This is a genomic window from Sporomusa acidovorans, from assembly GCF_900101845.1.
GTDB lineage: Bacteria > Bacillota > Negativicutes > Sporomusales > Sporomusaceae > Sporomusa > Sporomusa acidovorans.
The window spans coordinates 19,744-43,767 of record NZ_FNAM01000033.1; the positions used below are offsets into that span (position 1 = coordinate 19,744).

28 protein-coding genes are annotated in these 24,024 nt (G+C 41.7%); 4 read left to right on the forward strand and 24 right to left on the reverse strand.

The features are described from left to right. Positions 1-67 precede the first annotated feature (67 nt). The 10 genes from BLR65_RS19565 to BLR65_RS19610 form a co-directional block, all read right to left on the reverse strand. Complete coding sequence (locus tag BLR65_RS19565; protein WP_093795864.1) at positions 68-637, reverse strand: hypothetical protein; 570 nt, start codon at positions 635-637, stop codon at positions 68-70. Continuing rightward, entirely contained in the window at positions 634-1,179 is a 546-nt protein-coding gene (locus BLR65_RS19570; RefSeq protein WP_093795865.1) for a hypothetical protein, read from the reverse strand. The genes BLR65_RS19565 and BLR65_RS19570 overlap by 4 nt, the downstream gene beginning before the upstream one ends. A gap of 342 nt (positions 1,180-1,521) precedes the next feature. After that, positions 1,522-1,992 (reverse strand): hypothetical protein, encoded by a 471-nt coding sequence (locus BLR65_RS19575; RefSeq protein WP_093795866.1) that lies wholly within the window; start codon positions 1,990-1,992, stop codon positions 1,522-1,524. 94 nt (positions 1,993-2,086) lie between these two features. Continuing rightward, complete coding sequence (locus BLR65_RS30540) at positions 2,087-2,974, reverse strand: vWA domain-containing protein (RefSeq protein ID WP_211285154.1); 888 nt, start codon at positions 2,972-2,974, stop codon at positions 2,087-2,089. Positions 2,975-3,187: 213 nt separating this feature from the next. Then, on the reverse strand, positions 3,188-3,451 hold the full coding sequence (locus BLR65_RS19585) for a hypothetical protein (protein WP_093795867.1): 264 nt from the start codon (positions 3,449-3,451) through the stop codon (positions 3,188-3,190). Between the two features lie 127 nt (positions 3,452-3,578). After that, complete coding sequence (locus tag BLR65_RS19590; RefSeq protein ID WP_093795868.1) at positions 3,579-4,556, reverse strand: hypothetical protein; 978 nt, start codon at positions 4,554-4,556, stop codon at positions 3,579-3,581. A gap of 6 nt (positions 4,557-4,562) precedes the next feature. Then, a complete protein-coding gene (locus BLR65_RS19595; protein WP_093795869.1) occupies positions 4,563-4,988 on the reverse strand; it encodes a hypothetical protein in 426 nt (141 codons plus the stop codon). Between the two features lie 11 nt (positions 4,989-4,999). Beyond that, positions 5,000-5,353 carry a hypothetical protein gene (locus BLR65_RS19600; protein WP_093795870.1) on the reverse strand — a complete coding sequence of 118 codons (354 nt, stop codon included), beginning with the start codon at positions 5,351-5,353 and terminating at the stop codon, positions 5,000-5,002. Continuing rightward, positions 5,350-6,345, reverse strand: a complete 996-nt coding sequence (locus BLR65_RS19605) for an ATP-binding protein (RefSeq protein WP_245692935.1) — start codon at positions 6,343-6,345, stop codon at positions 5,350-5,352. Before BLR65_RS19605 ends, BLR65_RS19600 begins: the two co-directional genes overlap by 4 nt. Positions 6,346-6,373: 28 nt before the next feature. Beyond that, complete coding sequence (locus BLR65_RS19610; protein WP_093795871.1) at positions 6,374-6,601, reverse strand: hypothetical protein; 228 nt, start codon at positions 6,599-6,601, stop codon at positions 6,374-6,376. Between the two features lie 144 nt (positions 6,602-6,745). Here BLR65_RS19610 and BLR65_RS19615 point away from each other — a divergent pair, with 144 nt between their 5' ends. Further along, positions 6,746-7,090, forward strand: a complete 345-nt coding sequence (locus tag BLR65_RS19615) for a helix-turn-helix domain-containing protein (RefSeq protein ID WP_169716900.1) — start codon at positions 6,746-6,748, stop codon at positions 7,088-7,090. Positions 7,091-7,316: 226 nt separating this feature from the next. Here the strand turns inward: BLR65_RS19615 and BLR65_RS19620 are convergent, their stop codons facing one another. Further along, positions 7,317-8,024, reverse strand: a complete 708-nt coding sequence (locus BLR65_RS19620; RefSeq protein ID WP_093795873.1) for an outer membrane beta-barrel protein — start codon at positions 8,022-8,024, stop codon at positions 7,317-7,319. Between the two features lie 204 nt (positions 8,025-8,228). Next, a complete protein-coding gene (locus BLR65_RS19625) occupies positions 8,229-9,755 on the reverse strand; it encodes a serine/threonine-protein kinase (protein WP_093795874.1) in 1,527 nt (508 codons plus the stop codon). A 48-nt stretch (positions 9,756-9,803) separates the two neighbouring features. Between BLR65_RS19625 and BLR65_RS19630 the strand changes: the two genes are divergently transcribed. Both BLR65_RS19630 and BLR65_RS19635 read left to right on the forward strand, forming a co-directional pair. After that, complete coding sequence (locus tag BLR65_RS19630; protein ID WP_093795875.1) at positions 9,804-10,241, forward strand: hypothetical protein; 438 nt, start codon at positions 9,804-9,806, stop codon at positions 10,239-10,241. 365 nt (positions 10,242-10,606) lie between these two features. Further along, positions 10,607-11,878 carry a hypothetical protein gene (locus tag BLR65_RS19635; RefSeq protein ID WP_093795876.1) on the forward strand — a complete coding sequence of 424 codons (1,272 nt, stop codon included), beginning with the start codon at positions 10,607-10,609 and terminating at the stop codon, positions 11,876-11,878. Positions 11,879-11,935: 57 nt separating this feature from the next. Here BLR65_RS19635 and BLR65_RS19640 read toward each other — a convergent pair whose 3' ends face one another. The 9 genes from BLR65_RS19640 to BLR65_RS19685 form a co-directional block, all read right to left on the reverse strand. After that, entirely contained in the window at positions 11,936-12,136 is a 201-nt protein-coding gene (locus BLR65_RS19640) for a hypothetical protein (RefSeq protein ID WP_093795877.1), read from the reverse strand. 84 nt (positions 12,137-12,220) lie between these two features. Beyond that, positions 12,221-13,684 carry a TniQ family protein gene (locus BLR65_RS19645; protein WP_093795878.1) on the reverse strand — a complete coding sequence of 488 codons (1,464 nt, stop codon included), beginning with the start codon at positions 13,682-13,684 and terminating at the stop codon, positions 12,221-12,223. After that, positions 13,681-14,931 (reverse strand): TniB family NTP-binding protein, encoded by a 1,251-nt coding sequence (locus tag BLR65_RS19650; protein WP_093795879.1) that lies wholly within the window; start codon positions 14,929-14,931, stop codon positions 13,681-13,683. The genes BLR65_RS19645 and BLR65_RS19650 overlap by 4 nt, the downstream gene beginning before the upstream one ends. Continuing rightward, entirely contained in the window at positions 14,928-16,754 is a 1,827-nt protein-coding gene (locus BLR65_RS19655; RefSeq protein WP_093795880.1) for a DDE-type integrase/transposase/recombinase, read from the reverse strand. The genes BLR65_RS19650 and BLR65_RS19655 overlap by 4 nt, the downstream gene beginning before the upstream one ends. Continuing rightward, entirely contained in the window at positions 16,741-17,088 is a 348-nt protein-coding gene (locus BLR65_RS19660; RefSeq protein ID WP_093795881.1) for a hypothetical protein, read from the reverse strand. Before BLR65_RS19660 ends, BLR65_RS19655 begins: the two co-directional genes overlap by 14 nt. A gap of 485 nt (positions 17,089-17,573) precedes the next feature. Further along, positions 17,574-19,115 carry a glutamine-hydrolyzing GMP synthase gene (gene guaA, locus BLR65_RS19670; protein WP_093795883.1) on the reverse strand — a complete coding sequence of 514 codons (1,542 nt, stop codon included), beginning with the start codon at positions 19,113-19,115 and terminating at the stop codon, positions 17,574-17,576. Between the two features lie 206 nt (positions 19,116-19,321). Then, complete coding sequence (gene pdaB / locus BLR65_RS19675; RefSeq protein WP_093795884.1) at positions 19,322-20,062, reverse strand: polysaccharide deacetylase family sporulation protein PdaB; 741 nt, start codon at positions 20,060-20,062, stop codon at positions 19,322-19,324. A gap of 113 nt (positions 20,063-20,175) precedes the next feature. Then, a complete protein-coding gene (locus BLR65_RS19680) occupies positions 20,176-20,523 on the reverse strand; it encodes a hypothetical protein (protein WP_093795885.1) in 348 nt (115 codons plus the stop codon). Then, positions 20,516-20,701, reverse strand: a complete 186-nt coding sequence (locus BLR65_RS19685; protein ID WP_093795886.1) for a hypothetical protein — start codon at positions 20,699-20,701, stop codon at positions 20,516-20,518. Before BLR65_RS19685 ends, BLR65_RS19680 begins: the two co-directional genes overlap by 8 nt. 208 nt (positions 20,702-20,909) lie before the next feature. Here BLR65_RS19685 and BLR65_RS31480 point away from each other — a divergent pair, with 208 nt between their 5' ends. Further along, entirely contained in the window at positions 20,910-21,035 is a 126-nt protein-coding gene (locus BLR65_RS31480; protein ID WP_281241557.1) for a hypothetical protein, read from the forward strand. A 222-nt stretch (positions 21,036-21,257) separates the two neighbouring features. On the opposite strand, the gene groL is transcribed toward BLR65_RS31480, so the two are convergent. The 3 genes from groL to BLR65_RS19700 form a co-directional block, all read right to left on the reverse strand. Further along, positions 21,258-22,910, reverse strand: a complete 1,653-nt coding sequence (gene groL, locus BLR65_RS19690; RefSeq protein ID WP_093795887.1) for a chaperonin GroEL — start codon at positions 22,908-22,910, stop codon at positions 21,258-21,260. A gap of 41 nt (positions 22,911-22,951) precedes the next feature. Continuing rightward, the gene (gene groES, locus BLR65_RS19695) at positions 22,952-23,236 is read right to left on the reverse strand and encodes a co-chaperone GroES (protein ID WP_093795888.1); all 285 of its coding nucleotides are present in this window, start codon (positions 23,234-23,236) and stop codon (positions 22,952-22,954) included. Between the two features lie 205 nt (positions 23,237-23,441). Further along, on the reverse strand, positions 23,442-24,023 hold the full coding sequence (locus tag BLR65_RS19700; RefSeq protein WP_093795889.1) for an ANTAR domain-containing response regulator: 582 nt from the start codon (positions 24,021-24,023) through the stop codon (positions 23,442-23,444). Between the last annotated feature and the right edge of the window lies 1 nt (position 24,024).

Consider the following 24,024-nt stretch of genomic DNA (forward strand, 5'->3'; position numbering starts at 1 on the left):
CCTTCTATATATTACTAAATTTATAATATATAGATGAGGCATAAGGTTATTCGATTTGCCAAAGTCCTTATAACCCAAATGCTGCTTGTAGCTGCTCCCAGCTTACTCCATCGCCATCTTTATTTTTCCGTGTCTGTTCTCGCCCTGCAATGTCAGTTTCAAAGATATAGTCCCCTATAGCCGCGCCTAATGCGGGGTTAGCTTTCACTGCTTGACTGATAATATGGAGCACAGCTTCTTCCTCCGGCAACTCCCCCGTAAACTTGGCAAGACGAAGCATACAACTAAACAGGGGACAACAAACATCTCTGCCCATTAAATCATGCTTCAAAGAGGAGTAATCCAATAATCCGTCCTCATTGAAATAGATTGCCTGGACACCACACTCGTCATAGCGCTCGTCTGGAGAATTGGATATTACGGCATGGCAGACAGGGATGTTTGGGCGGTTGTCGACAGTTACTATATCTCCTGGCTTGAATGGGACTCTGTTCAGTTCAATACTATGACTTCCCCAGCCTACACAATAGAAAACGTTAGTAGTTAGTTGTTTCAATTTATCATTGAAATCTTCGTTAATATCGGCAAACCAAACCACACCTTCATTACTTACAAGCCATGTTACTGTATTTTTCATTTCATCGTTACCATTGGGCAGCCATTCTCAATAGTATACATTTTGCATTCTGTATACACGTTATCCTCGCCAAAACTTGTACGCTCTTCTTGTGTCTGTTCCTTAAGACATTTTTGAGCCGCTTCATAGGAAGTAAACGGAATAGCATCCCAATAGACGTTGACACCGGTTCTTTCGCCATACGTATAACCGCTTAACAGAAATATGGTTCCTGCCGGGGAATTTTGGGTGAGCTCTTTTAATGCAAAGTCGATAATTTGGATCACCTTGTTAATCCTTATTTCTATTTCCCGATAATATTCTTTGTGCCGTTCATCAGCTTCATCTGTTACAGGAGCAGCGGCTTGGGCGGCATTGTATTCGACAAGTTCAGCATAGACAAGCTGAAGGGCAATAAATTTATCTTCTAACGGAGCGCGGGAGTACAAGATAATTTCGATTATATCATCGATATCTAATTTATCTTCTCGTAAATGGTCAACCATTTCAGGCGACTCTATAAACTTCAAGGCGATTTCCCTTATTTTATTTGGAACTTCCATATTCTTTAAGTACACCTCCTGTTCAGTCTTTCCTTCACCATATGCAGATCGATTTTCAGCACGTAGCTCCTTAATTATACTGCAATCGTGGGTGTCAATGCGGAAGTTTCTTAAAACCTCGGGGCATATACTTGTTTTTGGTAAATATATGATACATTTGATAGTTATTTAATTTACAATTTGGGCAAGGATTATCAACAAATCGTACCTGTCCGAGAGTATACGGACATTGGTGGCAGGGTGGTTTTATCAGATAAAGCAGTTTCTTTATTTGCAATCATAACGCCTCCCAGGATATAGACAGAGTGACGGAGGATATCACCGTCACTCTGTTCCCTATATTTAGATTCTGTTATAAAATGAATCTTTAAAACCGGCTCTTTCACCATAGAAACGCATATGATACGCCAAGTAAAAAGCCATTTCGCCTGCTGACATGGCAACTCCTGTTTCTGCATAGGTTCCATTCGGTTTAAGGTATCGCCAATCCAAATCGGAGTTTGGATCTTCCATTGGAACATACATATTTCGTTGATCATATCTATACATGAAATAATATGTTTTCACATCTGATATTTCCGTCTTGCCCCTATCAGCATCAGGTACGCTTACAACGTTAACAGCAATGATATAAACCGGCGGTTTATATTGTTTCACAACCAAAGAACTACGATCAACATAATACCCTCCCCCCATATGTCCATCGCACAAGATGTAATTTGAATCTCCATTTAAATGCGCTGGGTAGGCAAATGCTACGGAAGCTAACATCATCATAATTACGCCCACAAAGGTAGATACTATTTTTCTCATAACTAATCTCCAGCAGCTAAAGGTCGTTCTGCCACTTGGCCTAATTTATTATCTTCCATTGCAACAGGTTTATTAAAGATTAACAACTTCTTCATCACTTTAAAATATTCCTAAGTTCGTTAATCCTTGCTTCATCGCCACTATTTGCCTCTAGTGCTTTTAGCTCGTCCTCTAAAACCTGTCGAGCAATATCATTTACATCGGGAATTTTACCGTTATTTGCTTCTGCCACTTCAAAAATATCCCCGAAAACATCTACTAAATCATCCGCCGCTCCTTTCGCACCGCCTACCGCCGCCTTCAGTTTAGCTAAAGTTGCCTTTAATTCATCATGCGTAACACAATCTGATGAATTGTTTTCAGATTTCACGGAAGTATCCAATCCGTTAAATGGCTTTCCCCCTCTGTAAGCCGTAGAAAAAGCCGACATAGCCGCATATGCTACACTTGTTCCGATTGCATCAGCGCAGTAATTTTGTGCGTGATCTGCTGCTATGCCAAGTTTCCCTGCTTCCATTACGGCATCCATATTTGCGCCAAAGAATACAAATTCCCACCCGTACCTTTCTTTTTGGCGTTCTATTCTTCTTTTAATACGCTCCGCTGAATATTCACGACTTGCATTTTCCTGCCCGTCAGTGATAATGACAAAGAGCACTTTCTCAGCGCGATAATTATTAGCAGTATGTTTTTGCACTGCACGTATTTTATGGATTGTCCTGCCTAGCGCATCAAGCAACGCTGTAGTTTCCCGGACTGTGTAATCCTTGTCAGTCAGTGACGCAACCGCCCTTATATCGATTCTATCGTGAAGCAATTCGTATTTATCATCAAACAGTACTGTAGTCACGACAGCATCGCCCTCAACCGCCTGCTGTTCTTTTAGCATAGCGTTAAAACCGCCGATTGTGTCGCTCTCTAAGCCGCCCATTGAGCCGCTCCTGTCGATGATAAATACCAATTCGGTTAATCCTTTTTTCATGTGAAATCCCCCTCGTATTTTACTATGTTAATAATATATAAGTGGTTTAGAGCGGTATACGTTTAAGTATTCACAAAGAAAAGCCCCCCTGCCTGACATAAGTTTTAGCAGGGTTCTGCCGTTTGCTTATATTCTATCAAGCAGGGAGGACGTAAGGGTGTCCATGTAAAACAGTTTGTCTAAGCCTCACTATACTTCTCTGGGAAATTCATTTTACAACATACCGGGCGGACTCGTAGTGTCTATGTCTTTTTTTACCCATCCCCAGGCTTGTTTATCATAACCACGTCCTATTAACAAACCATGAATAGCATTTTTTCTCACAAGGTTGCCCCCTTGTTTCTCTAATTTAGTATATTCAACTTGTAACTCTAGGTCAGAAAGATGCTCATATTCCTCTGTATATTGATTGCTTTTCTCGATAAGAGTCTCTACACCTACTACAGCTATTTTTGCTATAGAATCAAATAAACCCATAATCATTCTCCTCTATGTGGTAAATTCATCCTGTTTTTTAAACTAAAATAGCGCATCCCGAAATATAGTAGCATTGGCCTTTTTGATAAATAACGAAAACAAGGGATTTCCTGTTTTACCCCCTGTCCTAATCATCATCCAGTGCAAGGAGTGGATCATTACTCGCATCTATACTTGGCATTGGGACTTCACTTTTTGAGTACCGATAAGCATGAGTATTAAGCGCGTCATTATCACTAAAATCGTTATCCTCAAAAATACCCTCAGCTACAAGTGGCTGCAATGCTTGGATTATAAAGAACTCGCTCCATTCCATGCTTTTATCATTGCCAGAATTGAAAGCAAGCGGAAGTTGAAGGTCTTTCAGTTCTTTGAAATCTTTGATTACAGATGGAGAATATGTCCCTTTTTTTGACATAACCTCTGAAATCAACTTCGGGTATTGTTCAAAAACAGCAGAACTCAAGTATGCATAACATTCTTTGATCGACCATGGCTTAAGCTTTTTTTCAGCCTCCTTTCGTTTTTCTTTTATTTCTTTGTCGCCTGCTACCATATCCGTCAACTTAGCCAATAGCTTTTCAGGATAAAGCTCATCCAATTTTTTCCGGCGTATGTTGGCTTCATCATCTACTGTTTTTATATTAGCTATGACCACGCCTTCTTGTTCTAGCATATTAATCTTTTTCGCATAATAATAATTTCTTGCTTTCAACTTGCTGTAAAGCGATTTATATGGCATAGGCTGGCCTGTCGCTATCTTCTTTTTAATATCAGATGATACAGAACGTGAAATGATCGGGCCGACAATGAATAAAAATATCACCCGCGCAAAACCAAGTGTCAGTATTGAAGTTAAGCTTTTTATCATGAAAAGCTTATCAATTCCTATTTCTAGGTCTTCGTAATAATCTTCCGCAATCATAATATCCCGTATGCAGTCAATTATAGGGATTATAGCTACTATCCCGGCCGGCCATTTACCTATCACAATAAGCGCCAGGTAAAGCATGGTTATGACGGAATTTACCCTTGGACTAAATAAAATATACTTTCCTAGCAGAATTAAAAGAATAATAACCACAAGCGCGATAACAAACTGCAAAACCCATCACTCCACTTCAAATACTATTTCGCCTTTGGATTTAAATTCCCCCAAAGCCTCAAGCGTAAACTTGGAAGTCGGTATATCACTCTTCGCTTCAGCCTTGTGCCATTTCTCAAACTCATCTTGGAAATAAAGCTGAAAGGAAACGGCAATATACTCCAATCCATTTTCAGACATACCAAATTTTAGCTTACCGCCGATAAAGCGCAAATTTCCCTCGTCTACGGCACTGTCTTTTACTTTGTCAACGCCTTGTATGACAACATTAGCCCATTCTTCAATAGTCATCCTGCCCGCAACCACACCCCTAATCGTATCGCGTGCGGCATTTAGGGCTGCTTCCGTTGCCTCATCAACGAAAGGCGCGATTACAGTTGTAAGGGCACCTTTAGCGAGAGTAACTAATGCTCCTGCTGCGAAAACCGCCATACCTACACCTCCTATGCGCTTACCACAAGTTTTAATTCTTCCGTTGTTGAAATTTCCACGTCAAGTGCCTGATTTCGCACCTTCGCTAATATGTCGGGAGGAACCTCACTTTCTTCAACTACCTTGGTATAAACTACTTCTTCCCATTCGCGGGTTACCTTGTTTTGATAATAATATTTGGATTTGTTCTTGAAGCCTTCCATAGTTTTAGTGATAAAAGTCCTTGTGCCTTCAACTGTTAAGCGAAGCACCTCTTTTATCTTGTTTACGGCCTTCTTAATCCATGCCACAATATTTTGCCAAAACATAGCAAGCCCCGCAATCAGGGCGGCGGACAATAAAAGTATAACAGCAATAGCAATCATTTAGGTAACTCCCCTCCAAATTGTGATTTGACATAATCTTCACTGACCGTGCGCCTTGAAACAAGCGTTCCCATGTTGTCATTGTCAGCTTTGCTGTTGATAATACGTTCGATGGCTTCTTCAAAGTAGGCATGGCAGACAGTCCCTTCATCCAACCTAGCAGCTTTGAGCGAAGCGTTAAACACAGCATTTGAAATATCCGAACCTGACACCCCGTTATATTTTGCTGCCAGTCCTCTGATATCGGCATTTGTGGGCAATGGCTGCGGGATATACATGCGCCACAGCTTGCAGCGATTTTCTTCATCAGGTAGTTCAAACTTGACGTGAGAAAGAATCCGGCGAATAAATGCCGGATCATAGTTGGTTATAAAGTTTGAAGCATACAGTATCAAATCGTCAAATTCATTGATAAGGACAAGCAGAACCGATCTCGTCTGGTTCACACTTACGTCCGTAGAATTTGACATATTGGTTACTCGTCTGCTTAATAGGGCATCGGCTTCATCAAAGAATATAATCGACTGTGATTCTTTGGCGTAATCAAACATAGCCACAAGGTTCTTTGATGTTTCGCCCACATATTTTGATTCTATCTGAGAATAATCAACTGTCAGGATTTTACGGTCAAGTTGATTAGCGATTGCATGAGCCGCCATACTTTTGCCTGTTCCGCTATACCCATAAAGGTTAATTCCTGCCCGGTTTTGTCTTTTCTGTCTTTCCCCCAAACCCCACTGATTAAACAGCAAATCACGCTTTTCATACATAACAAGCACATCCTGAATAGCGTCATATGTACTATCATTTAGGATAATGTCGCTGAAGCTGTATTTGGGTTCTTCGGCTTGAAACAACGTAAACTCTGTAATCTTGTCGGCATTATCTGAATCGGCGGGGATCTTGGGAACTTGAGGCGGTACGGCCTTTGTTTCTAACGGCTGCTCTATTTGCTTTGCTGCTGATGGTTCTATCCGTTTGCCAAGTGGCATTTCCTCACCTCATTATAGCAAATTTATCCTATAAAAGCCTGCTTGCCTCAACGCTAGGCTCGTAATGCTTACAACTAGAGGTATTATTACCAGTAGAACCTATGGTGCCGTTAGTTGCCATACATTTACCAGAAACACCTGTGGTAAACTGGAATCCTGCTGTCGGACTCTTAAACTCAAGATCGGCATTTCCGTTCCATCTTTTACAAAATGCGCAGAATTTTACTTGTTTGGGATGAGCGACTTGTTTAGCCATGTTGTTTACCTCCATTAATTTACTTTCCATTTATTAATAAATATACCATCAATACTTCTTATGGTCAATATTATGTCATTTAGACCGTTAATTCCTTTTAAAAGCTCATCTATCCTGTATATAGTAAAGGAGATGATGCTAATAATGTACAATATTGACTATAAAGAACTTGGAAAACGTATCCGAGCAGAACGACGGAAACAAGACCTGACACAAGAAAAGTTAGCAGAAATGGCCAACATTAGTGATTCTTTCATGGGACATATAGAACGCGGTGGTCGCACATTAAGCATAGAAACATTAGCTAAACTTGCCAACGCTTTGAACCTGAGCATTGAGTACATCGTCTGCGGGGAGTTCAATTATCAGCCAGATATGCTCCCTGCTGAAATACTTGATGCGTTGAACCGTATGAGCAGCAATCAGCGTAAGGTATTCCTAAATATGATGAAAACGCTGGCTGCACACCAAGATATGTGGCCTGTATAACAAAACTTACTGTTTCATTTAGCCAATACGCACGACAATATCTTCCTTATATACTTATAACAGAAAAATACACTAAAAGACAGTGCTGGCAGCACTGCCTTTTCTTTGCGTTCTTACTCTGAAGCACTCAAGTTATATCTGATGCACTTAGGTAAATACGATTAATAGTAATATCCATCCTTAAGATTATTACATATTCTGCTTACCACAGTGAATAACTGGTGTTTTAAAACTTGTAGGTTACGCCGAAGCCGACGCCTTTAGCGCTCACATCAAATTCGCCATCGCCGATTCCAAAGTCTAATTTCTTAGCTTTTAATCTGCGATAATCTACATTAAATTCAACGTTAGGAGCGATCTCTTGGGATACACCGACTTTCCAATTGGTGAAATTAGATGCAACACCCACTTGAGCATAGGCAGTTGTTTTCTCAGCTAATTTAGTGCTGCCTATTACGCCAAACTGGATTTTATTTTTAGTCTTAGTAGTATTGCTTTCAAATTCAGAAGGACTGCCGTCGGTGTAACTGATATTGGCATTTTCTTCGGCCTTAAGTCTGACTAGGCCAGTATAGACGGATACATTTTTATTTAATTTATACAGCACATTGAATTCTTGAGTTTTCAGGTCCACATGTGCGATGCCGGTTTCGTCAACATTGCTCCAAGAAACCGCATCTTTTGATTTTGCATTGTATCCATTATATTGGATAGCAAAATTATTACCCAGACCTGTTGTGACTCCCCAATCTAAATTATGTTTTTTACCGAAGGAAACTTCATCTTCTGAGTCAGTGGTTTTGACATCAGATTGTCTCCATGTTAAATCGATACTGGTTTTACCTGCCGAATAGTCGTTTAGCGGTGAAGCAAAACCCACGCTAGTTGTTAACATAGTAGCTGCTGCCATTGCAAGTATAGCTGTTTTTTTCATTATTCTTTCGCCCCTTTTCAAATTTTAAAATTTTAATAAGTAACTATTGTCTACTTTTTAGTAAAACTTACTGTTTCATGCAAAAACTACACATGACAATAGCTTTCTTATATACTTATAACAGAAAATAGCAATAAAGGACAGTGCTGCCAGCACTGTCCCTATTTTGCGCGGTTATATAGCTCTTCTATGGATAATAGCCGCTTACAGACCGGCTAACTTGAAATTCACCAGTATCTTCTGTATCGGCAAATAATTATCAGCCAGAAACATAATATTCATAATAGGCTGACGCCTTGTACTCACATTCATATATGCATGATCTAATGGTAGCCGATACCGCACCGTTTCCCCTATTGCTATCTTATTTTTCCTGTAAAAAAACGAATGCTCCTTCTCCCGTGTTAAACCCTCTATGTCTAGCGTTACGTCATCCATGTTACAGAAAAGAAACGTAATACCCAAAAGAGGGTTTATCATATCCTGTCCGCTATTATTTTCGATAGTTATTTCAATGGCTGTCCCTCTGGGAAAATAAACAATGCCCTGCTCACCCTTCCGCCAGGTTTTCCAGTCATCAATAGCCACATCATAGGATGTAGCCCCTTTCATTTCAACGCCTGCAAAACTGGTTGTGATGTTGACTTGCGAGAGGGGAATCCTTGGCAATTTCTGCACGGGATGTCCCTTCTTGTCTACCGTCGGCTGTTTATTGTCCGCAGGTAAATCTAGAAGAGTATCTTGTACTTGGTTTTCTCCATCAGTTGATTTTAGGATTACATTCTTATCCTTTTCTTGGTTTTCCCCAACTGACTGTTCCTCCCCAATGGCTTTCCCCATATCCCTTGTCAGACCTTGCCTATCTTTTATTTGCGGCACAACCATTTCATATCTATATAAAACTGCGCCCGTTATAGATATCGCTACAATCATATAAACAACCGACGCGGCTACTTGTTTCCACCATATCCTGGTGCGAAATCCTGGTATTTTCTCTATAAACCCCGTTACCCGGTTCATTCCAAGCTGACATTCTAACTCCCGTACGCTTCCGTACCGCCTCTTCGGGTCGAGTTCAATACACTTTTGTATAATTTTTTTATATCGCCCTTCGTAAGGGGAGTTGATTTCATTCGGTTTATAGCCGGTAAGTATTTCATGAAACAGGATACCAATGGCGTAAATATCAGTACGAGGGTCTGATGCCGCAAAGCCGTATTGTTCAGGCGCGGCATAATTTGGCGTTCCAACAAGCTCAGTATCTCTTTGTTGGTTGGGTGTAAACTCTTTCGAGGCATCGAAGTCAATGAGTTTTATAATTCCATCAGACGAAAGCATGATATTGGCCGGTTTAATGTCCCTATGAATGATAATCGGACTCTGCTCGTGGAGCAGCCTTACCGCTTGGCATAACTGTCCAATCCAATGTACCACTTTTTCCTCCGGTATCGGCCCATTGGCAATAATCTCTGCTAACGTTGCGCCGTTGATGTATTCTTCATAGGTAAAGCAATTAGATGTGGTTTCTTCCAGCCCCATTACTTGAACCAAGTTTTCATGCCTTACGTGAACCAATTGCCTATACAATTCCTTGTTTATTCCGCTGATTGTTTTTCGGACAATCAGTTTTTTCGTTTCGTTATGGCACATAAGGGTTACATTTTCATTCCCACTAAAATCAGTCAGGCTCTCATATTCCTGCGGATCAAAATCTTCAGCAAAGTATTGCATTTCAAACACCTCGATATTACAATAGAAAAAAATGTTGGAGGACACAAAATGGAAATAAGTACTAATGGATTAGCAGAAATCCTTAAAAATGCGAAGGACATCAGCAGCTTTCTTCAAGAGAACGAATCGTATATTACAAATCCTACATTACAGGAATATCTAAAGAAATTATTATTATTAAAAGGATTAAAACGGCAGGATGTAATCAAAAATGCCCAACTTGATAGCAACTACATAAACCAGCTTTTCAGTGGTATCAAAACGAACCCTAGCAGGAATCAAACCCTGTCTTTAGCCTTTGGCTTCGGGCTAAATAACGAAGAAACGGCTAGACTTCTCAAAATTGCCGGAGTAGGCGCACTATATCCAAAAAACAAGCGTGATGCCGTTATTATTCATTCCCTTGAAAACGGGAATTCTATCATGCAAACAAATGAGATTTTGAATTCTCTGGAAATTGAAACCTTAGCCAATTATAAAAAATAGCTGTCTCCTCTCCTAAGAGACACAATATAATGGAATTTCGTCAATACACGGTAACATTCTTCTCTTTTTTCCAATATAAAGTATACCGTGGAATACCCCGAACTGTCATCCTCTGGCACCTAAACAAATGGAAATCCTATGTATTGCCTACAATTCCAAGACGTTTCTATTGGCATACCGAATCTGGAGTTAAAGTCAAAGCAATGATTGCTGAAGATAAGATATATCAGGGATAGAATTTGTGATTTCTCGTATTTAATTTAATCTTCACATTTTATAATCTAGTGATATCGCATTTTGTTGTTATATATGTAATAATTAATTTAATTATCAATTATTTGATAGATCGAAAGGACCGATAATTTATGCTCAATGATTTAAATGTGGCTTTAAATAATTTCAGCTTACCTGTAACAGTAAACTACGATGACAACTATTACCATGAACTTAGCAATCTATTGGAAAGATACTGTAATTATGTTGAATCTATTACTAATTTTCCAAACGAAATCCTCACAAAAATAAAAAATAATTGCGATCTGATTTTCAAATGTTTTCAGGATTACCAAAATGCAAAATTAGATAAAGCAAAGGAAAGAATCACTGATATTATTTCCCCCTTAATTGATAATCCCTTTATTGTTGCTAAGTTAGATGAAAGTTGCGCCTTCAAAGGTGCAGCTCCTATAACGAATATATTTCAAACCTCTGATTATAAACAGGCTTATCAAGATATTTATAAAAAAATGAATTCTTATCCTCTCTCATTTTTTAAAGGTCGTATTGGAATAGAACATTTTTCTTCATCAGATATGTTACATATTCCTTTTAATAAACGCGGAGTAGTGGCAACCCAAAGATTTAGTATAGCTGGGGTACCCTGCATGTATTTAGCAACGTCCTCACTTGGGTGTTGGTTAGAATTGAATATGCCTCGCGAAGATTTATTTCAAGTATCATCCTACAAACTAAATTTAGATATTAAGATTCTTAACTTATGCATCTCCCAAGATTTAATCAATGGAATATTTTCTTCGACAGAGTTAGATAAGGCTGCCTTCTCTTTACTCGAAATCTTTCCATTAATTTGTGCAACTTCTTTTCAAGTCCGAGACGCCCATCGCTCCTTTAAATCTGAATATATCATTTCGCAAATAGTAACGCAAATAGCTAATGAACTGGATATCCAAGGAATAGCCTACATCTCTAAAAAAATGACTGATCGTGCTGGATACCATTTCTTAATGAATTTAGCATTAACAATTCCTGCTGACAACAATCAAATTGATTATCCGTATTATAAATTATCTAATCTAATTCATTTAACTAAACCTGTTCGGTTTTCTGATTTTTTAACTGAACAAAATAAAACATCGCCAAGTTTTGATAAAAAAAGCTACTGCAATGAAATTTATGGCAGGGATTCATCTTTACTAAAACTAAGCCAACAACTTGCACAAGCTAGAGACGTAGAAACCCAACAAAACCTTATAAAAGCAATAAAAGAATACCATCTCGCTAATCCAAACGATTGGATTAACTTACACGGAAGATCTGTTCCTTATGTTGAAACAGCATTTTCTGCATTTGATAACTATTTAGTAAATCAAGTACATTCTAAATTTCAGGATAAATGAGTTTACTCATTTATCAATAGCGTAGCCGGAGTTCATTATGGACTCCGGCTACAACTATTATGCAACAGCATAAAATGTATTTGCACAAAATGCCGTGTATTTAACTTCAGAAAGGTTGCTAAAAGCCTGATGCAACTTTGGAAAGTGGATATCATTCAAAAGTATAGATTTTCTTAAAACGTCTATTTCTTCAGTTTCATTTTTGCATTGCAGCGAAAGAAGAATATTTTTGAGATCAACGAGTTGTTGATTGTCCATAACCTTACAGTCTTAGGCACTCCAAATAAATGACTGGGTTATGTGGGAACTAAATTCTAGACCTCATTTGCAATTTCAGATTATTTATAATAGGTGTAATATTTGTTCACCAAGTTCACTATCTGCATAATCAGGAATATACGGCAGACAGGCTTCAAAGTCCCCACGGCGCATATTCGTTAAATCCCGTACCTTGCGCCATGTCAAAGTGACACTACTATCTTCTACCTGACGTGCAGCCCAAGCTACTTCTCTAGCCCAATATTGCTCCTGTGATTCCTCATGACGCTGTATCTCAGCAAGGCATTTTGGCAGATGCAAAGATATTTTCTTACTGGAAAGATGCAAGATTTTCTCAACAGCAAAAGCAGTAATCTTTTTAGGTCTGGTTGTTCCATCACCCTGTAACTGGCTGATAGCTTCTTTTACGAGTGGTAGTGTATTCTCGTCAATCTGATTCCAATTTTGAGGCTTCGCGCCGCTTTTAAGTGATGCTTTAGGTGGCTTATGATAAGTTCCATACCTCCGTTCACCGATAGCCTTAACAGTCGCATATGGGGCACTGAGAGCTTTCGCAATAGCTGGATACTTCAAACCCTGTTCATGAAGTCTGTAAACCTCTTCATCAAAAAGCTGTTGTTGTGTTTTCTCCGGCAGTTCCATATGTACCATTTCATCATTAGTAATACCAAGAAACATAGCCATGAGACAGATTTCATAGAAGTTCACTCTATCATTCGTCAACACCTTCTGTGTCTGCCATAACTCCGTAAACCAGTTTTGGGACAAATTCCTATAATACTCTGTAAAATCTGCATGAAAGAGTGCAATATTACGCTGCTCTCCACGTACAGACCTATATTGGGTATTAGCCATTTGAGAATGAAGAAAATCACCAACCGTAACACATAAATCCATGTCAACATCAGCCTGAAAAACCTCTGCCATATAAACGACTACGCGGATTTCAATTTCGTTATTCGCAAATACGCAGGATTCCGATTGTGGTATTATTTCCTCTGCTGTTTTTAAAGAGGGCGTAGCTTTCCCACTGATCACCACACTGCTATCCATCAAGTAACACCGATGAACTGGGCAAACATGAATCCCTATTAGCTGATGAATCCGATGCCAGTATGCTTCTCCATATTGTTCTCTATCATTAGCTGCACAAGCCGGACAGTAGCGCAAACAGCGAACTTTGCCATTCTTGCTTTGAGGTATCGGCAAAAGATTATAGTAATTTCCCATCATAGATACCAATGATTGAAATGCTTTTTGTCTGCGTTCCCTCGGCAAAAACCGCCCATAACAAGGGAACATGGTATGCTTTTCAATGACTGCTTTCATGGATATATTCCTTGTTATGGCCTGTACTGCGGCAGGAGTATAACTATTGATAAAATCCATATCTGGACGTACAGTCTTTGATGCAAACAGTTCTTCGGCAGCAAAGGTGTAGGCCATATATCCTGATTTCGTGTAGTATCGTGCCAACTGGCTATAAAGTAGCTCATCTGGATATGCGGTAGGAAAATAAGCTATCATACAGCTACCTCCACAACGGACATATTGGACTTTAAAAGCTGCACAATATCTATACTTTCATTCTTGGCTTTGGCAAACAAATCAGCAATACTAATACGACCATCTGAAGTTTCATTCTCAGTCACCATTGCAGTAGGGACAGGCGCTTTTCTCTTGATTTTAGAGGTCTGCTTGCCTTGAGAAATAGATGGCTGAATATACCCATGAAGGAAAGATAGCCGCTGTTGATAGGCTGCGTTTAGAGATTCCAGATTCAAAATTTCTTTGCCACTCAAGATAGCGATTTCCTGTGCATCATGAACCAACGCTACAACAACCGATGTAATTCCTGCGCTGTGCTCATAGAGCCATTCAATGATTCCTTCCGTGATTTCCGTTCTTTGCTTCACGTACTGATATCTGAACATGACCTTGCAGAACTCTTGAAAATATTTGTCATAGCTCATAGTAGTGTACTGTAATCCCACTGAACGCCGTGCAAGCTGCATCGCCGATTCAAAAAACCTGGTGCTTTCAGGAGTGCCTACCATGCAGATACTGATTCCGCTATTATTGATGAGCTGCGTTAAAGATCCTATAAGGCTTTTGCCGTTTTTGCTGTTGGCTACGTTTTGAATCTCATCAACCACCAACATACCGATATGATTAAGAGCAACCTGGCTGACAGAGCCAATAAGCATATCTGTTGTAGCTCTTGCCCTTAAAGCATTCTGATAGTATTTGGTATCCAGAACTTCATCAACTTTACGCAAAACCTCCAGTAACAGACCCTTTACAGACGAATCAAAGGGGCATTGCACAATTACACACGGAACGACATGCGTATAGGGATTATCAGCTTCAATCACTTTATTCTCTGTAATCAGGTTAATGGCTCTGCTGATAGCGGAACTCTTACCGATACCAGACTTTCCAATGATCGTAAAGCTGTCAGAGCCACCCATGATGCCGCTATATTCCTGCTGCATGATGGCTCTGTAGTTCTGATTCTGCTGCTGAACCGCCAGCTTCGTTCCCTTCTTTTGCATAGAACGCAAGAAGGCCAGATACAGTTTGCTGTAGATTTCCAGCGACATTTGCGAGGGAATATACACCCTGTATAAGTCCGATAACGCCATAAGCCTTACGGAAACATCACCATTACGGATTTCAGGATTGTACCCTGGCAATACTTCCAATGCGGTTATCAAATCATCCCCTGATTTCATACGAGGCAGGACGTTGATGATGTCTGAAAGATTTGTCATGACTCTGCTCCTTTCATATAGTTTTTATGGTGTTTACGCTGTTCACGCTTGCGGTTATCTTGGATATTCTTAACGCTTACATCAGCACTGCTCCTGGCGCTGCCAGCGATTGCCTCAATATGCCGGGCAAGATTAATCTGAGCCTGTAGATTATCCTGGTTGGCTCCTTTTGCAATGTCTCTCTGAGCTATCTGTAAACTCTGTACAGCAGTCAAATCTTTACCCTCAAATCTGGATTCAATAATGGTAAACTTGGCATATATTCCATTTTCCAACAGCCATACAGAAGTAACGTCCTCTGGATTATAAGCAACTGTAGCCTCACCGCCTTTAAGATACTGCTCTGTATACCCGTCACAGTGATAACGCATTTTATTGACTTTCAGGCCAAACCTGCTGAACTTACCCGTAGTTCTCGGCAGAAGGGTAAGAATAAGCTCTTTAGTGCCTACTTCAATTAAATTGGCTCCCATTTGGGATCTACCCCAGTTCCAGATACAGCTTGCATATGGTTTCACATTCTCGGCAATCATGGCTTCGGTATAAGGAAAATTCTCAACTATCCGGTGAGAGTTGTAATAAATGATGCAATGAAGGATAATTTTCTCAAAGTCCGTCATGGTCATGCAGGCATCTTTCCTGTAATCATGTACTCCCCGTTCTTGATAATCAGGCTCAATCACACCTTTGCCTTTCAGGTGCTTTTTATATGTTGCCTGAATTACATCAAAGAATTTTTCCACCATGCCTTTCAATTCAGGTCTATAGGAGGGGAGATTAATTACTTTAACGCCCACCTCTGCAATTTGCTCAAAGTTTTCAGATTTGTATTCACTCCCCATATCCGTGACCAACGTAGCAGGAAGTTTGTCACAAGACCAATCTTCTACATTCATAGAAATACCAAACTGCTTACACCAAGCCGCTTTATCCGCTATAATGTTCAACATTAGCCCCCTAAGGCTATACACGCCGCCCGCCCATGATAGGACATACCCGCAACATAAACTGCTGTAAGCGTCAATACAGGCCGCTAGAATGGGTCTGCCCACAAGATTGCCCGCATCATTGATGAGGTAAATATCGCATACAGTAGAATCCAGCATACCAACGCCAATGGCAGGAGCAAACGACTGTATACCATCGCCAATAAGAGGCCTGTTGTTTCTCTGGTAACTCTTTAATCCGTCTCTGGAAATATAAAAGTTCTGCATCTTTTTTGTTTTACGATAGAAGTAACGAAATTGATAAAAAGTCGGGTATGCGTTTGACAGAACATCCATACTGTCACAATATTTCTCTTTCAGCATCATGGTATAAGCAGTCATAAGAGATTGCTTTTTCGTGGTATAGAAGAATTTATTCAAAGCCCATCGTATGTTTTTTTCATCTTGTGTGAGCTCTAAATCATCATCCAGCCGCTTCCGTGGGGCAAGGGCTGTTATATTCATATAGGCCAGATACAGGCACAAATAGCTTCTGATGGTCTGCTTGGATATGTTGTGTTCTATAGCAGTGGAACCGATAACTTTAGAACGCATTCTTTCATCCGCTACAAAAGGGAGAATTGGTACAATCAACGTATAGCGGTCATACATGGTTCTTTTCTGCTCAGCATCCAAAGCATCAATATCAGCAGCAGTAAAATTCGTTACCTCGTTCAGTACTTCATCAGTCCAGCCAGAGAAGGAATCCAAAGCCGAAGATTCCACCCATACGGGCATAGTCCTTTTGATGCAGTCGATAATGAGGATTTTATCAGGCTTTACCTCTAAAACCCTAATAATGTTGTTACCGTCCTTCAACAAATCATGCTTCTTCATCAATGACTAACCCCCAATCGGTGACCCCATGCCTTAACCAGTATTCCCTTGAAGCATCCAGCAGCTTGACCGTAAGCGGCTTCATCAGAAACTTACGGAATACACATTCACGCACCATCAAATCATTGTCAGACTTGACGCAGACAAAATCCGATGTGTATTCGCTAATGTCCCGCCCATCAAGCGGGACATTACACTTGATCTCTTTTACTTCATTACTTACTTGCAGAACATCCGCATAGGCGTACTGGATGGCGTCATATGTCCTGCATACCTCACTGCACTTGGCAATGACACGCTTCTCACAACGACCCTTGAAATTTTTCTTCCTCACCTTGCAAAACCTCCTTGCGTGGAACGCTCTGCTGCTTGACCCCATTTTCCCAAAAACACTTCCCAAAAATAAAAATGGGCGGTTTTGGGGGAATTGGAGATTAGATTTTTGGGGAAACAGAAAATCACGGATATGCTCTTCCGCCCCATGTTAAGGGCGTTTCAAGCCAATGTTCATGAAATCATAGCGCTATGCTTTTTTCCCAAAAAGCTAAAGAGAAAATATCACCATGTCGTGGGGCACTGCCATTTATTCTCCAAAGGGCATTTTCCCGTATTCTCCCTGGCAAAGCCAGGAATGCCCGCCACTCCATGGTGACCGATCTCTTTAGCAAGCAGAAATCCCTTTATTTATGCGGGTTGAGGATAAAAAAAGACCTTGCACAAGCTTCGTAAAGCTTTAATGCAAGGTCTTTTTGTCTATGTCGGCAGGCTAAGCCATTTTGCCTTTTGGAGAAGAAATGGCAGTGCCCCACGACATTTAGATTATTCCCATTCAATTGTGGAGGGTGGCTTGGAGGTGATGTCGTAAACAATCCGGTTTACCCCTTTGACCTCGTTGACAATCCGCCGCGAAATGGAATCAAGAACCTCATAGGGAAGGCGTACCCAATCGGCCGTCATACCATCTTCACTTTCTACGATTCTAAGTCCAATCGTGTAGGCATAGGTCCGCTCGTCTCCCATGACACCGACGCTCTTCATGGCAGGCAGTACGGCAAAGGACTGCCAGATCTTGCGATACAAGCCGGCGGCTTTAATCTCCTGATAAACAATGGAATCCGCTTCCCGCAGAATTTCCAAGCGTTCGCCGGTGATTTCCCCAATGATCCTTATGGCCAGGCCTGGTCCCGGGAAAGGCTGCCGATATACAATCTCCTCGCTTAACCCCAGCTCACGCCCTAATTCACGGACTTCATCTTTAAATAAATCTCTGAGCGGTTCGACCAGTTCAAATTTCATATCTTCCGGCAAACCGCCGACATTGTGATGGCTCTTAATAACAGCAGCCGTGGCCGTGCCGCTTTCTATTACATCAGGATACAGCGTTCCCTGTACCAGATAGTCGATGTCGCCTAATTTAGCCGATTCTGCTTCAAATACACGAATAAATTCCTCACCAATAATTTTCCGTTTTTGTTCAGGCTCCACAATACCTTCCAGCCGCTTCATAAAGCGGTCAACCGCATCGACATAGACTAAATTCATTTTAAAGCCATCCCGGAAAGTTTTGACAACCTGCTCAGCTTCCCCTTTGCGCAAAAAGCCATGATTTACAAATACACAGGTCAACTGGTCCCCTACAGCCCGGTGCACCAGTACGGCGGCAACGGAAGAATCAACCCCGCCGCTCAACGCGCATAATACACGTTTATTGCCTACCTGCGCCTTGATCTTGGCAATAGCTTGGTCAACAAAAGACCCCATATTCCAATCGCCGCTGCAGCCACAAATGGTAAATAAAAAGTTCTTAAGCATTTTCATTCCTTCGGGCGTATGAACGACCTCCGGATGGAATTGTACCCCATAAATACGTTGGCCCTTATTTTCCATGGCAGCTACCGGGGTGCTGTGGGTATGCGCGGTGACAGTAAAACCTGCCGGCGGTTCGGCTATATAGTCGCCATGGCTCATCCACACCTGGGTTTCGGCGTTTATTTCGGCGAAAATGCCGTCTTTTTTGTCAACTGAAAGTTTGGTATTGCCGTATTCGCGCGAGTCGGCGTGGGCTACCTTACCGCCTAACGTATGGGCTGTCAACTGCATGCCGTAGCAAATCCCCAAAACAGGCAGGTTAATTTCAAATACTTGGGGATCGCATTTAGGCGCCCCCTCGCCGTAAACACTCGACGGACCGCCGGAAAAAACAATCCCTTTAGGTGCCAGCTTACGAATTTTATCAATACTGGTATTAAAGGGTACAATTTCGCAATATACCCCGCACTCACGGATTCGTCTGGCGATTAACTGACTATATTGGCCGCCAAAGTCCATAACCAAAACCATTTCTTGTTTTTCTGTTAGCATGTATAGAGACCTCCACCTTAGATAGTTCGGCAAATTTAGTTATCGGCATAAGTCTGGAACTTTATGCAATCTCATCATCTTCGCCATACATCGCCAAATTCCTGCCCACAAAAGAAACTAAGCATAAAAAAACAGATTGCTCCCCCTTGTACCAAGTGACGGCAACCCTAACCGCACCACGGCACAAGTGTGGCAATCTTGCTTTTTTAATGTCTTTGTATGCCTTTATCGCTATATTTTTCTAACAGTTCGCCTACTGTGACAAAGCTATACCCTTCCGCTTTGATCTTGTCGATGAGAATGGGCAGCGCATCCGCCGTCTGCACCGGAGTATCAGAAGCATGCATTAAAATAATAGCTCCCGGTTTTAGCCGTTTCATAACCCTTGCAACAATTACGTCCCGCCCGGGATTTTTCCAATCCAAAGAGTCGACATTCCAGATAATGGTCTTATAGCCAAGCTCATCGGTAACTTTTAATGACGTTTGGCTGTAATGGCCATTAGGCGGACGCAATAAACGGGGTTCTACACCAGTCACTTCTTTTATTTGTTCATGGGCCTTCATAATATCCTCTTTTACCCATTCTGGTGACATGTCGCCATAATTTTCATGCCTGTAACCATGACTGGCTACCTCATGCCCATCCTGGGCGATGCGTTTAGCAACTTCAGGAAACTTAGTAGCCCATGGCCCCATGATAAAAAAGGTAGAGTGAATATTATTTTTTTGCAGCGTATCTAAAATCGACGGCGTAAATTTATTGCCCCAAGAATGATCAAAGGTCAGCGCCACTACCTTTTGATCGGTACGGGTTCCGGCAATAGCGATCGGCCCACCGGAAATTACATCCGCAACTTGCATGTACATAACCGATATAGCCAATAAACCGAAGATACTGTAAAAAATATTTCGGTGGTGCAACAGGCGGCGCAAGCTGATAACCATACATTCCCCTCCCTCCGCACTACAATAGTATGTATGCGGTACCAGGGATGATTATGCTTTAAGTATTCACTCTTTGCGACAGGACAATCAAAAAATTAATATAAAATCGCTGCTTATCTCCCCTGCCAAGTTTTAAACCGCCTGATTTTACGCAACAGTCCCGGAGCGTCGCCATCAAAGGTTAACGCCCGGTCATCCACATATACAATTGCCGGCGGTTTATGGGCAAGTACCTCATCCACCGTAATACCATACTTGTCCAGCCAGTTCCTAACAGCTTCCAAGCCGCCCTCCTGAAAGCAGCGGGTCGAAACTACAACAACCTTATAATACTTGCGAATTTCCTTAATTGCCTCTTGAATGCCGTCCACCGGCGGATCAGGAATAACGTCTACCCCTTTCCAGCCACTAGTGTAACTGTGAATGACCCCGTCAAAATCCAATACCACCGTCTTAGCCATGTTCTTTTCCCGCTGTAGGCGAAGTCACTTCCGTCTGCGCCATAAGATCCTGCCCGGCTGCTTTTTGGACCTGGCGGCGCAGACAGATATTTTCCTGCAAGGCCATTAGATAGGCTTTTGCTAGGGTTGTTCTGTCCATATTTTCTAGTGGTGCAAGCAACCTGTCAACATCACACATCTTCTTTACCTCTCTTTTCCAAGGCAGTGTTAAACAGCCTTTAATATTCTTTTCTTTGGCTTTTATATAGTATTACCGGCATTTCTAAACAAAAACAACATACTAAAGATTTTTGCAGACGAGTGATGTGTTGGCAAAAGCTAATTTCAGATTTTACCTGCCGTTATTTTTCATCACGCGGCAATACTAACATAGGAGGTGAATGATTTTGGAAGACACTATTTTTAGCGGCAGTAAGTTATCCCGTCTTATCGCTTTAAGACGCGGACCGGCCAATACCCCGCAAGACGATAAACGAGTGAAACGCGATATTCGCAAGGCCCGCAGCAAATAGGCAGGCCTTGCGGTCTATTGCCAGTTACGCCCTTTCTATTCCCGCAAGGCAGAATTCTTTAGGAGCACAGCACCTCGATACACGAAAATGCAAAAAGAGATCCCCCAGAGTTCACAAGAACCGAGGGGGAATCTCTAATTTATTAGTATTATGTGAATCGAATGTGAACAACAAGCGTAGGGCGTAGTACCCAAAACCCGTTTACCAGGGTTTCGGCACTTCTTACATCATGCCGCCCATACCGCCCATGCCGCCCATTCCACCCATGCCGCCCATACCGGCAGCAGCACCGGCACCAGCGTCTTTTTCCGGTTTGTCTGCAACAAGAGTTTCGGTGGTAAGAACCATAGCCGCAATACTAGCAGCATTTTGCAATGCGGAACGAGTAACTTTGGCCGGGTCAACAATACCAGCGGCAATCATATCAATATATTCTTCATTCAAAGCGTTGAAGCCTTTGCCTTTACCGGCTTTCTTAACATTTTCAACAACAACCGAGCCTTCTAAGCCAGCATTGTTAGCAATTTGACGGACCGGTTCTTCAATGGCGCGTTTAACGATTTGAACACCGGTCTTTTCATCGCCAATAAGTTTCAGGCTGTCTAAGCTGGCTTGAATGTCAATGAAAGTAGTACCGCCGCCGGCAACAATGCCTTCTTCAACAGCAGCGCGGGTAGCATTCAAAGCATCTTCAATGCGCAGTTTCTTTTCTTTGAGTTCAACTTCAGTAGCAGCGCCCACTTGGATGACAGCTACACCGCCGGCCAGTTTAGCCAGACGCTCTTGCAGTTTTTCTTTGTCGAAATCGGAAGTGGTTTCTTCAATTTGAGCGCGAATTTGATTAACGCGTTTTTTGATTTCGTCAGCAGCGCCGCTGCCATCAACAATCGTAGTTTCTTCTTTGGAAACACGGATCTGACGGGCACGGCCCAGGTCTTCCATGGTTACGCTGTCAAGCTTGCGGCCAAGTTCTTCGGTAATAACAGCGCCGCCGGTAAGAATGGCGATGTCTTCCAACATAGCTTTTCTGCGGTCGCCAAAGCCAGGAGCTTTAACAGCAACGGCGCGGAAGGTTCCGCGAAGTTTATTGACCACCAAGGTAGCCAGAGCTTCGCCTTCTACGTCTTCAGCAACAATTAACAATTCTTTGCCTTGCTGTACGACTTTTTCAAGAACCGGCAGCAAGTCGGCGATAGCACCGATTTTACGGTCAGTAATAAGGATGTATGGTTCGTTTAATACGGCTTCCATTTTATCAGGATCGGTGATCATGTACGGCGAGATATAACCGCGGTCAAATTGCATACCTTCTACAACGTCAAGATCAGTACCCATGGTTTTGGATTCTTCAACAGTAATAACACCGTCTTTACCGACTTTTTCCATGGCCTCGGCGATCAGTGTACCGATTTCAACATCACCGGCGGAGATGGAAGCAACTTGGGCAATGGCATCTTTGGTCTCAACTTTTTTAGAGTTGTTTTTAATTTCTTTAACAAGTACATCAACAGCTTGTTGAATGCCTTTTTTGATAATCATCGGGTTGGCACCGGCTGCTACGTTTTTCATGCCTTCACGGATCATAGCCTGTGCAAGCAAAGTAGCGGTAGTGGTACCGTCACCGGCAACATCGTTGGTTTTGGTAGCAACTTCTTTAACAAGTTGTGCTCCCATATTTTCAAATGGATCTTCCAGTTCAATATCACGGGCGATGGTTACACCGTCGTTGGTGATGGCCGGAGCGCCGAATTTTTTATCAAGGACTACATTGCGGCCCTTTGGTCCTAAAGTAACTTTAACAGCATTAGCCAGTGCGTTTACGCCTCTCTCCAGTGCACGGCGTGCTTCTTCGTCAAACAAAATTTGTTTAGCCATTTATGTATTACCTACCTTTCGTTTTATAATAAATCAGCTGTTTACTCGATTACAGCCAGAATGTCTCTTTCACTAATGATCAGGTACTCTTTGCCTTCAACCTTAACTTCAGTACCGGCATATTTGGAGAAAATAACTTTGTCGCCAGCCTTAACATCCAAAGCAACCTTTTGACCATTTTCCAAAGTTTTTCCTGTTCCAACAGCTATAATTTTACCTTCTTGGGGTTTCTCCTTAACGGTGTCGGGAAGAACAATACCGCTTTTGGTAACTTCCTCCTTTGCCAAAGCTTCAATGACTACTCTGTCGCCTAATGGCTTAATCATGTAAAGACCTCCCTTTATGATGTGTTAATTTTTAGTCGTGTTGTTAGCACTCGCTTAAGTCGAGTGCTAATTCCATAATTTATAATATATAATTCCCCGAAAAAAATCAAGAGCATTTGCAAAAAAACGCATAATTTTTTTAAAAAATTTTATAAAAAAATTTAAGGCAGAGACGGGTTGCTCTCTGCCCATAGGGTCATTGATGTCATCTTTTCCGGGTTGCGGAATCTACAATCGCGACAGCGACTTCTTTAATTGACTTTCGTTTGCTCATACTGTACTGCTGAATACGACGGTAGGCCTCGCTTTCCGTTAAACTATAGGCATCCATCAAAATCCCCTTAGCCCGGTCGAGTACCTTTCTGGTTTCCAGTGAATTTTTAACTTCTTCCAGTTCCCGTTCTAATTCCGCAAATTCCTGAAACCGGGACAAAGCAATCTCCATCGCCGGGAACAGGTTGGCTTCTTTGACCGGTTTTACCAGATAGGCCAGTACTCCGGAATCCTTAGCCTTTTCAACAATCTCCTTTTGGCTGAAGGCAGTCAGGAGAAGTACAGGAGACAGTTTTTCATTGGAGATAATTTTGGCCGCAGTAATGCCATCCATTTCAGGCATTTTAATATCCATAATAACAAGATCCGGATGATATTTGCGGGCAAGTTCCACGGCCTTTACACCGTCAGGAGCTTCACCTACAACGGTATGCCCTGCTTCTTCTAATAACTCTTTTAAATCCATTCTTATGATCGATTCGTTATCGGCAATTACGATCCGCAAAGCGTCCATG